Origin of the sequence: Phenylobacterium sp. (assembly GCF_036821595.1) — a bacterium.
Classification (GTDB): Bacteria; Pseudomonadota; Alphaproteobacteria; order Caulobacterales; family Caulobacteraceae; genus Phenylobacterium.
The window spans coordinates 1-8,986 of record NZ_DAISJG010000080.1; the positions used below are offsets into that span (position 1 = coordinate 1).

The following is an 8,986-nucleotide window of genomic DNA, read 5'->3' on the forward strand; positions in this document are numbered from 1 at the left end:
CAGGTCAGGTGGCGAAGCATCGGCGTCTCTCTCCCGGTTTATGTCTGTAAGATGGGAAAATTACGCCTGTAGTCGTCGCTGTCAACCCACCTCGATCTTGACGAGCAGGCTGCGCCGGCGCGCGAGGACGATGGCGAGGTCGTAGGGGATGGCCAAGACCTCGCGCAGCCGCATGCGCATCCAGGGCAGGAGCCGGCTGCCCCCGCGGCCGGCCAGCAGCGGCCCCGTCTCCGTTTCCACGCCGAGCGCCGCCAGCAGCAAGCGGATCCGGGGAATGTGATAGCGGTCGCTGCAGACGATGGCGTGCGACAGCCCCCTCGCCTTCAGGAAGCGGGCGGCGGCCAGCACGCTCTGCAGGGTGTCGCGGCTTGCCTCGTCCAGCACGATGCGCTCGGAAGGCACCCCGCGCGCCTTGAGCGCCGCGGCCATGACCGAGGCCTCCGAGGGACCCACCCTCGCGGCCGCGCCCGAACAGAGGATCGGCGCGTCGGCGGCGGCCAGCGCGGCCTGCAGGCCATAGCCGATCCGGCGGGCGAGCGCCGGCGACGGGCGGCCGTCCGCGCGCACGGCGGCGCCGAAGATGACGATGGCGGGCGCTCGTTCCACGCGGCGAGAATGGCGGGCGTCGCCGCCCTCCGCCAGCGCTAAGCCCGGTTCTCCGGGCTCTCTCGGTTCATCGGCGGCTGGTACTGCTCGATGAGGTCCTCGCGCTCGGCCTCGCGGACCGCGCGGGTGACGTTGAGGCGCGTGAGCACCTTGGCCTCGGCGTACTTCTTGCGCGCCGCTTCCAGCGCCGCGCGCCAGGAGAGGTTGGCCAGGTTGTCGGTCTCGCCCGCATAGACCACGTGGGCTCCCTCAGGAGTGAGTTCGGCGATCACGTAGTTCGCGCCGGCGGGCGCGATGAAGCGCTCCTCTTCGAGCGCGGTGTAGCGGTAGCGGGCGCCGGATTTCCCGGCGAGTTCGATCTGGCGGGTCAACGCACTCTCCAGCCTTCGGACCTGTCGGGTTTCGGCAAGCGAATCCCCGGCCCCACGATTACGGTTCCGACTGGGGCGAAAATGGGCCGCAGCTTGGCTGTAGGGCGCGGAACGGGCGTCGCCATAAGGCGTTCGGCCCCGGCGTCGGCTCTGCTAGGGTCGGTTTTCGTCCGCCGGCGCGACTCGCGTTCGGCGGGCAGCAGGAGTTTCGAGACCGCCTTCGAATGGAGAGACCCGCCGACTTCAAGCTCGAGCCCGCGGCGGATCGCCCCACGGTGACGCTGGCCGGCGACTGGACGGCGAGCCAGCTGGGCGAGGCGGGGCGCGGCCTGGCCGAGACCCTGGACGGCCTCAGCAACTTCGTCCTCGACCTGCATCGGGTCCGCCGCCTCGACACCGCCGGCGCGTATGCGGTGATCCGCGCGGCCGGCAAGGGCTTCGACCTCTCCCGCGTGCAGGCGCGCCCCGAGACCCAGCGCCTGCTGGGCCTGGTGGGCGAGGCGGTGACGCACGAGCCGGTGGTCCGGCGCGAGCCCAAGGGCTTCCACGACCTCACCATCCGCATCGGCAAGGGCGTGATGAACGCCGGCGCCGAGGCGCTCGACACCATGGGGTTCCTCGGCCACCTGCTAGTGGTGCTGGCGCGCACCGTGGTGAACCTGTTCGTCGCGCCGAGCCGCATCCGCTGGGCGGCCATCGTCTCGCTGATGGAGCGCGCCGGCCTCGACGCCATTCCGATCGTGGCGATCACCAGCTTCTTCATCGGCGCCGTGGTGGGCCTCCTGGGCGCCAACATGCTGCAGCAGTTCGGGGCCGAGGTGTTCGCCGTCGAGCTGATCGGCATCGCGGTGCTGCGCGAATTCAACATCATCATCACCGCCGTGCTGCTGGCCGGCCGCTCCGCCTCGTCCTTCGCCGCCGAGATCGGCTCGATGAAGATGAACCAGGAGATCGACGCCATGCGGGTCCTGGGCGTCGACCCGTTCGAGGCCCTGGTCTTCCCGCGGTTCGCCGCCCTGCTGCTGACCATCCCGCTGCTCACCTTCGTGGCGACGCTGGCGGGGCTGTTCGGCGGGCTGGCGGTGACCTGGTCGGTGCTCGACCTCGGTCCCGCCTTCTTCCTGCAGCGGATCATCGACAACGTCGGGCCGACCCACTTCTGGATCGCGCTGTCCAAGGCGCCGGTGATGGCCGCGGTGATCGCCGGCATCGGCTGCCGGCAGGGGCTGGAGGTCGGCGTCGACGTGGAATCCCTGGGCCGGCGGGTGACGGCGGCGGTGGTCCACGCCATCTTCGCCATCATCATGATCGATGCGGCCTTCGCCCTGCTCTACATGGAGCTGGACCTTTGACCGAGGTCCGCGACGAGAAGCACCTCACCGACGAGGAACTGCTCGACCAGGAGGGACCCGCCATCGAGGTCCACGGCCTGGTCAACGCCTTCGGCGACCACGTGGTGCATGACCGGCTCGACCTGACCGTGAAGCGCGGCGAGGTGCTGGGCGTGGTCGGCGGCTCAGGGGCCGGCAAGTCGGTGCTGCTCAACTCGATCATCGGTCTGCGGAGCCCCCAGGGCGGCACGATCCGGGTGTTCGGCAACGACATCGAGACGATCTCGCGGCGGCGCTGGGGGGCGATCAACCGCAGCTGGGGCGTGCTCTTCCAGGCCGGCGCCCTGTTCTCGAACCTGACGGTGCGCGAGAACGTCGCCGCGCCCATGTACGAGCACACCAAAATGTCCCGCGCCGAGATCAACGAACTGGCCGACCTGAAGATCGCGCTCGTGGGGCTGCGGCCCGACGCAGGCGTGCTCAAGCCGGCCGAGCTGTCGGGGGGGATGCGCAAGCGTGCGGGCCTGGCCCGCGCCCTGGCGCTGGACCCGGAGCTGCTGTTCCTGGACGAGCCAACCGCCGGGCTCGACCCGATCGGGGCGGCGGCCTTCGACGAGCTGATCAAGGACCTCTCCGACAGCCTCTCGCTGACGGTGTTCATGATCACCCACGACCTCGACACGCTGTATGAGATAACGGACCGGGTCGCGGTCATCGCCGACAAGAAGGTGGTGGCCCTGGCGCCGGTGCAGGAACTGGAAACGTCGGATCATCCCTGGATCCGCGAATACTTCCTGGGCCCGCGCGGGCGCGCGGCGAAGGCCGCGGCGGAGCGGGCGAGGACGGAGGACTGATGGAGAAGAACGCCAATTACGCGATGGTGGGCCTGAGCGCGCTCATCCTCTCCATCGGCCTCGTGATCTTCATCATCTGGCTCGCCCGCTGGCAGTTCCGGCAGGAGAACGACCTCTACGACATCCTCTTCCAGGGACCGGTCCGCGGCCTGAACCAGGGCGGCGAGGTGCACTTCAACGGGATCAAGGTCGGCGAGGTGACGCGCATCGCGCTGGACCGCACCAATCCCAGCCGGGTGATCGCCCGCGCCCGGGTGACCTCCGACGTGCCGATCCGGGTGGATTCCTACGCCACGCTCGAGCCGCAGGGCATCACCGGCGTGAACTACATCCAGATCACCGCCGGCACGCCCTCCAAGCCGCTGCTCAAGGAGACCGTGCCCGACGACAAGATCCCGATCATCCGCAGCCAGCGCAGCACCCTCTCCGACCTGCTGGAGGGCGGCGGCACGGTGCTGACCCGCACCATCGAGGCGCTGGACCGGGTGAACCGGGTGCTCTCCGACCAGAACATCAAGAACTTCTCCGCCGCGGTCTCAGACGCCCAGGCGGTCACAGCCGAGTTCCGCGAGCGCAAGGCGATCATCGCCGACGCCCATAGCGCGCTGCAGCGGATCGACGAGGCGGCGGCCGAGCTGACCCTGCTCACCAAGGACGGCCGCGAGATGCTGAACGGCGACGGTCGCCGGACGCTGAAGAACGTCGCCGACGCCGCCGAGGAGGCCAAGGCCACCGCCGCCGATGCGCGGGCGATGATCGGCGCCCTGCAGGCCCCGACCACCGACTTCGCCACCAACGGCCTGCCGCAGATCACCTCCGCGGTGATCCAGCTGCAGAGTGCGGCCGAATCCCTGGAGCGGCTGGTCAACGAAGTGCAGCGGAGCCCGACCGGCGCGATCTCCAAGCCCAAGGCCGAAGAACTGGAGCTGAAGCCATGAGCCGCCCGACCGCCCTCCTCCGCCTGGCGGCGCTCGGCGCATGCGCCCTGATGCTCACGGGCTGCATCTCGCTGTTCCCGAAGACCAAGCCGGCGCAGCTCTACCGCTTCGGCCAGACGCCGGCTGCGACCGACGCGCCGGCTCCGGCGGCGGGCGCGGTCTCGGTGTTCCGGGCGAGCGGGACCTTCCAGAACGAGACCGCCGGCGACCGGCTGCTGGCGATCACCGGCGGTGAGGCCCAGTACATCGCCGACTCCCGCTGGGTGGCGCCGGCCTCGGTGCTGTTCGACCAGGCGGTGCTGGCGGCCTTCGACGCCGCGCCGGGCCGCGTGCGACTGGTCTCCCGGGGCGAGGCCGGCCGGGCCGACTACGTCCTGCGGCTCGACGTGCGCAACTTCGAGACCCGCTACGAGGACGGCGCCGAGGCCGCGCCGACCGTGGTGGTGCGGGTGCGCGCCTCGCTGACCCGCAGCCGCGACCGCAGCCTGGCGGGCGAGGAGATCCTGGAGGCCCGCGTTCCGGCGAGCGGCAACCGGGTCGGGGCCATCGTCTCGGCCTACGACCGGGCCACCGGCGACGTCATCGGCCAGCTGGTCCGCTGGCTGGAGGCCCGCGCCGCGGCCTAGTCCAGGCCTGCGATCCGCTTGGCCGCGGTGACCGTGTTCTGCAGGAGGACCGCGACGGTCATCAGGCCGACGCCGCCAGGCACGGGCGTGATCCAGCCGGCCACCTGGCTCGCCTCCTTGAAGTGGACGTCGCCGACGACCTTGGTGCGGCCGGCGGCGGCCTTGACCGGGTCGTCGAACGGCACCCGGTTGATGCCGACATCGATCACCGCCGCGCCGGGCTTGATCCAGTCGCCGCGGATCATCCGCGGCCGACCCACGGCCGCCACCAGGATGTCCGCCTCCCGGCACACGGCGGGCAGGTCGCGGGTCCGCGAATGGGCGATAGTGACGGTGCAGTCGGCCTGCAGCAGGAGCTGGGCGATCGGCCGGCCCACCAGCACCGAGCGGCCGACGACAACGGCCCGCATCCCCGTCAGGTCGCCCACCGCCTCGCGCAGCATGATCATGCAGCCGAGCGGAGTGCAGGGGGTGAGCGCCGGCACGCCGTTCGCCAGCCGCCCGGCGTTGACGACGTGCAGGCCGTCCACGTCCTTCTCGGGACTGATGGCGGCGATCACCGCCTGTTCGTCGAAGCCCTTGGGCAGGGGCAGTTGCACGAGGATGCCGTGGATCGCCGGATCGGCGTTCAGCTCGCCCACCAGCCGCAGCAGCTCTGTCTGGCTCACGTCGGCAGACAACCGATGGGTCACCGAGTGCATGCCCACTGCCAGGGAATGCTCGCCCTTGGAGCGGACGTAGATATGGCTGGCCGGATCGTCGCCGACCAGCACCACCGCCAGACCCGGCTGGAGGTTGTAGTCGGCGCGCAGCCGCGAGACTTCTCGGGCGACCTGCTCGCGCAGGCGCTCGGCGTAGACCTTGCCGTCGATGATCTTGGCGGCGGGGGCGATGTCGGCCATGGGCGCTCCGGGAAGGGCCCCGAACTAGCCCGTCGTGCGCCCGCGCTCAAGCCGCCGCAGCCAGGCGGCCATAGCCCAGGCGTGGGCGTCGCGGTCGAGGCCGGTCAGGGCGGCGTGCGGGGCGACCCAGACGAGGGTGTGGTCGTCCTCCACCTTCAGCTCCGGAGCCTCGGCGGTCACCCGTCCGGCGAAGAACTGGCCGCGGGAATTGTGCGACCAGCCGTCGTCGTTGATGAAGTAGTGGTCCGCGCGCACGAACGGCGCGGGCTCGAGGTCCACCACCAGTCCCGCCTCCTCGCCGCACTCCCGGGCGGCGGCCTCGCGGGCGGTTTCGCCGTCGTCGATGCCGCCGCCGGGCAGGTCGAGCACCAGACCCCGTCTGCGGCTCTCCACCCGCACCACGGCGACCAGTCCGTCACGTTCCAGGATGGCGAACGCCGCCGGCCGGTCGGGATAGTCCCGGCCGGGCTCCTGCGCGCCGAACTGCGGCGGGGACATCAGTCGATGCCGTAGAGGTTCGGATAGGGATCGACCTTGCCGGCCAGCACGTCGGCCACGGCGACCGGCCGCCAGCCCACCTTGGCCTCGGCGCTCGCCCGCCAGGCCTCGACGATCACGTCCCGCAGCTCCGAGGCGCCGGCCGCCAGCCGTTCGGTGGCGAAGGCGGGGCCGCGCGGGTCGCCCTGCCCCAGGCCGCCCGCCTTCTCCATCTCGTAGAAGGGGATGATGAACTTCGCGCCGGACAGGATGTAGTCCACCGTCCGCTGCTCGGCCGAGCAGCCGCAGAGACGCAGCGGCGTCATCCCCGCCTCGACGTCGCGGGCGCGCACCGTGTTCTTGACGAGGTCGCTCTCGAACGGCCCGTGCAGCCTGGCGGTCGAGAAGGCCTTCGGGTTCGGATAGTCGCCCCAGCCGTTGTAGTGGACGCTGAGGTGCAGCGGCTGACTGCCGTCGCCCACGAAGTGCGACAGCTCGCCCAGCGTGCGCAGGATCAGGCCCTCGCGGCGGATGCGGTCGGCCGTGAACCACTTGCGGTGGGCCTTCCACTTCGGGTTCGCCTCGGCCGCCTTCAGTACGCGCCAGTAGGCGAAGTCCTGGGCCAGCTGCTGCTTGCGGTCGATCATGGAGTACGGGAGGTAGCCGGCCTTCCAGCTGTCCTGGCCGACCGTCCTGAGCGCCGTCTCGTAATCCGCCCGGGTCGGCGGCAGCGGCAGGAAGGGCGCCCCGCCCAGCAGCCTTCCGTCGTCCTCCAGGTCGACGAAGTGGGCCGCGTCACGGTCGTGGTCGTGGATCTTGCCGGCGCCCTTGGAGCGGTCCGGCTCGCGGGAGAGCTCGCCCACCTCCGCCACGGCGGCCCGGGTGCGCAGGAAGGCCGGAACCTCGGACGGCAGGGCCTTCATGGCCGCCTCGCCGACGATGCGGTGGCCGGTGGAACCCCAGGCCAGGACGTGGGTGGGCGCCGCGACCAGGGCGGCGGCGACGACGGCGGAGACGAGGCGCTGCATGCGTCCCGTTTGCGGGGTCGCCGGGCGGAAGGCAAGTCCTAGGCGGCGACGGGCTCGGCGATCCCCAGCGCCTGCTCGACCTGCGCCACCCAGGCCTGGACGCGGGGCCAGTCGGCGAGGTTGAAGCCGCCCTCGTGCGCCTTGCGGGTGTAGGCGACCAGCGCCACGTCGGCGAGGGTCAGGTGGTCCCCCACCAGGAAGGTCGAGTCGGCGAGCCCGTCCTCCAGCCGCTGCAGCGCCGCCTTGCCGCGCTCCACGACCCGCGGCTCGAGTTCGGCGACGGCCTTGCCCAGGTACTTCACCTGGAAGCGGGCGACGGCGACGTAGGGCTCGTGGCTGTACTGCTCCCAGAACATCCATTCGAGCATCCGCGCTCTGTCGTAGGGATCCGCGGGGATCAGCGCAGACCCCTCGGCGATGTGCAGGATGATGGCGTTGGACTGCGCAAGCGGGCGGCCGTCCTCCAGCACCACGACCGGCACCTGGCCGGCCGGATTCATCGCCAGGAACTCCGGCGTACGGCTCTCCCCGGCCATGATGTCAATTTCGATCCAGCTGTGCGAGCGGCCCACCAAGTCGGCCGTCCACTTCACCTTCAGGCAGTTTCCCGACTTGGAGTCACCGTAGATTTTCATGGCCTTGCCCCCGAGCTTCACCGGAGCGAAAGGCGTCAAAATCCCAAGGAAAGCAAGCGACGGTCTCTGGGCGGCGCTGTTAGCGCAGCTGACAGCGCATCCGGCCGCACCCGCCGCGGGTTGCCCCGAAGACGGAGTCCGGATAGGAGTCCGCCACCAGTTCAACGACGAAGGAGACGCCGTCATGCGACGCCGCCTCGCCGCCCTGGCAGCTTTCTCTTTGATTGCTGTGTCCTCTAACGCACAAGCCGCGACCCAGGATCCCGTCGGGGATCTGATCATGTCGGTGATCACCGGCACCATGCCCAACGCGCCGGGCTGGAACGTGAAGGCCACCCTCTACCACGCCGGAGCGAAGGGCGTGGGCGCCCTCGACTCGCTGGGCTGCAAGGTCGTCGCCATGCGCACCGTCGCCGTGGACAAGACCCTGATCCCGCGCCGCAGCGTCCTGTTCATCAAGGAAACGGTCGGGCTGAAGATGCCCGACGGCAAGCTGCACGACGGATACTGGTACGCCTCCGACGTCGGCGGCGCCATCAAGGGCAAGCGCATCGACCTCTACACGGGCAAGGGCGCGGCCTCGATGAACCCCATCAAGAAGCTGAACCTGGCCACCCTGTCGGCGGTCAAGGTCGGCGAGTTCAAGGGCTGCCCGCCGGCCTGAGGCGGGCCCGCCCTATCGGAGGGCGACTGCTCCACAAACCGAACCTCTTCGCGCTCACCGGCGGTCCGGGAGCGGGAAAGACCACGCTCGTGCGTGCGCTAGAACGGCGCGGCCTGACCTGCGTCCCGGAGAGCGCGCGGGCGACCCACCGTAGGCCCGAGGGCGAGCGGGCCGTGCGCGGGCATCGCTACAACCGCATCGCCTTCGTCGCCCCGCCCTGCGGGAGATCTATGTGCAGGACGCCGAGCGCGACCAGACCTGGGACCAGGCCGTGGCGAGCCATGAGCTCTGCGCACGCGCCTACGCCGACGCCGGCTACGACCTTGTCGAACTGCCGCTCGCGGACGTGGAGATCCGCGCCGCCTTCGTGCTGGCGCGGATGGGACTCTAGGTTTCGACGAAGGCCCGCTCGAGGACGAAGTCGCCGGGCTTGGCGATCGAACCTTCCACGAAGCCGCGGTCCAGCAGCTGCTGCTTCAGGTCGACAAGCACCGACGGGCCGCCGCAGAGCATGACGCGGTCCTCGGCCGGATCGAACGGCGGATTGCCGATGT

Annotated in this window: 12 protein-coding genes; 6 read left to right on the top strand and 6 right to left on the bottom strand. The window is 70.5% G+C overall.

Annotation, left to right across the window (positions count from 1 at the left end; translation table 11 throughout):
- Positions 1 to 81: 81 nt before the first annotated feature.
- Both V7Z97_RS18000 and V7Z97_RS18005 read right to left on the bottom strand, forming a co-directional pair.
- A complete protein-coding gene (locus V7Z97_RS18000; RefSeq protein WP_334164818.1) occupies positions 82 to 606 on the bottom strand; it encodes a YdcF family protein in 525 nt (174 codons plus the stop codon).
- Between the two features lie 38 nt (positions 607 to 644).
- Complete coding sequence (locus V7Z97_RS18005) at positions 645 to 977, bottom strand: hypothetical protein (protein ID WP_334164819.1); 333 nt, start codon at positions 975 to 977, stop codon at positions 645 to 647.
- 224 nt (positions 978 to 1,201) lie between these two features.
- On the opposite strand from V7Z97_RS18005, the gene V7Z97_RS18010 reads away from it, so the two are divergent.
- Genes V7Z97_RS18010 through V7Z97_RS18025 form a run of 4 tightly spaced genes read left to right on the top strand, consistent with a single transcriptional unit; the run spans position 1,202 to position 4,726 of the window.
- On the top strand, positions 1,202 to 2,329 hold the full coding sequence (locus tag V7Z97_RS18010; protein ID WP_334164820.1) for an MlaE family ABC transporter permease: 1,128 nt from the start codon (positions 1,202 to 1,204) through the stop codon (positions 2,327 to 2,329).
- 38 nt (positions 2,330 to 2,367) lie between these two features.
- A complete protein-coding gene (locus V7Z97_RS18015; RefSeq protein ID WP_334164829.1) occupies positions 2,368 to 3,162 on the top strand; it encodes an ABC transporter ATP-binding protein in 795 nt (264 codons plus the stop codon).
- Positions 3,162 to 4,100, top strand: coding sequence for an MlaD family protein (locus V7Z97_RS18020; protein WP_334164821.1), 939 nt, complete (start codon positions 3,162 to 3,164; stop codon positions 4,098 to 4,100). The genes V7Z97_RS18015 and V7Z97_RS18020 overlap by 1 nt, the downstream gene beginning before the upstream one ends.
- Positions 4,097 to 4,726, top strand: a complete 630-nt coding sequence (locus tag V7Z97_RS18025; RefSeq protein WP_334164822.1) for an ABC-type transport auxiliary lipoprotein family protein — start codon at positions 4,097 to 4,099, stop codon at positions 4,724 to 4,726. Before V7Z97_RS18020 ends, V7Z97_RS18025 begins: the two co-directional genes overlap by 4 nt.
- Here the strand turns inward: V7Z97_RS18025 and folD are convergent.
- Genes folD through V7Z97_RS18045 form a run of 4 tightly spaced genes read right to left on the bottom strand, consistent with a single transcriptional unit; the run spans position 4,723 to position 7,768 of the window.
- Entirely contained in the window at positions 4,723 to 5,628 is a 906-nt protein-coding gene (folD, locus tag V7Z97_RS18030) for a bifunctional methylenetetrahydrofolate dehydrogenase/methenyltetrahydrofolate cyclohydrolase FolD (protein ID WP_334164823.1), read from the bottom strand. The genes V7Z97_RS18025 and folD overlap by 4 nt on opposite strands.
- Positions 5,629 to 5,652: 24 nt before the next feature.
- A complete protein-coding gene (locus V7Z97_RS18035; RefSeq protein WP_334164824.1) occupies positions 5,653 to 6,126 on the bottom strand; it encodes an NUDIX domain-containing protein in 474 nt (157 codons plus the stop codon).
- Complete coding sequence (locus V7Z97_RS18040; protein ID WP_334164825.1) at positions 6,126 to 7,133, bottom strand: S1/P1 Nuclease; 1,008 nt, start codon at positions 7,131 to 7,133, stop codon at positions 6,126 to 6,128. The genes V7Z97_RS18035 and V7Z97_RS18040 overlap by 1 nt, the downstream gene beginning before the upstream one ends.
- Before the next feature lie 38 nt (positions 7,134 to 7,171).
- Positions 7,172 to 7,768 carry a glutathione S-transferase family protein gene (locus tag V7Z97_RS18045; RefSeq protein ID WP_334164826.1) on the bottom strand — a complete coding sequence of 199 codons (597 nt, stop codon included), beginning with the start codon at positions 7,766 to 7,768 and terminating at the stop codon, positions 7,172 to 7,174.
- A 280-nt stretch (positions 7,769 to 8,048) separates the two neighbouring features.
- On the opposite strand from V7Z97_RS18045, the gene V7Z97_RS18050 reads away from it, so the two are divergent.
- A complete protein-coding gene (locus tag V7Z97_RS18050) occupies positions 8,049 to 8,432 on the top strand; it encodes a 3D domain-containing protein (protein WP_442958048.1) in 384 nt (127 codons plus the stop codon).
- Between the two features lie 232 nt (positions 8,433 to 8,664).
- A complete protein-coding gene (locus V7Z97_RS18055) occupies positions 8,665 to 8,823 on the top strand; it encodes a hypothetical protein (RefSeq protein ID WP_334164828.1) in 159 nt (52 codons plus the stop codon).
- Positions 8,824 to 8,986 lie beyond the last annotated feature (163 nt).

What these genes read in the sequence shown, in the direction of transcription:
- V7Z97_RS18045 (WP_334164826.1), bottom strand. Translation starts at nt 7,768, where the DNA reads ATGAAAATCTACGGTGACTCCAAGTCGGGAAACTGCCTGAAGGTGAAG.
- V7Z97_RS18050 (WP_442958048.1), top strand. Translation starts at nt 8,049, where the DNA reads ATGTCGGTGATCACCGGCACCATGCCCAACGCGCCGGGCTGGAACGTG.
- folD (WP_334164823.1), bottom strand. Translation starts at nt 5,628, where the DNA reads ATGGCCGACATCGCCCCCGCCGCCAAGATCATCGACGGCAAGGTCTAC.
- V7Z97_RS18010 (WP_334164820.1), top strand. Translation starts at nt 1,202, where the DNA reads ATGGAGAGACCCGCCGACTTCAAGCTCGAGCCCGCGGCGGATCGCCCC.
- V7Z97_RS18040 (WP_334164825.1), bottom strand. Translation starts at nt 7,133, where the DNA reads ATGCAGCGCCTCGTCTCCGCCGTCGTCGCCGCCGCCCTGGTCGCGGCG.
- V7Z97_RS18035 (WP_334164824.1), bottom strand. Translation starts at nt 6,126, where the DNA reads ATGTCCCCGCCGCAGTTCGGCGCGCAGGAGCCCGGCCGGGACTATCCC.
- V7Z97_RS18025 (WP_334164822.1), top strand. Translation starts at nt 4,097, where the DNA reads ATGAGCCGCCCGACCGCCCTCCTCCGCCTGGCGGCGCTCGGCGCATGC.
- V7Z97_RS18020 (WP_334164821.1), top strand. Translation starts at nt 3,162, where the DNA reads ATGGAGAAGAACGCCAATTACGCGATGGTGGGCCTGAGCGCGCTCATC.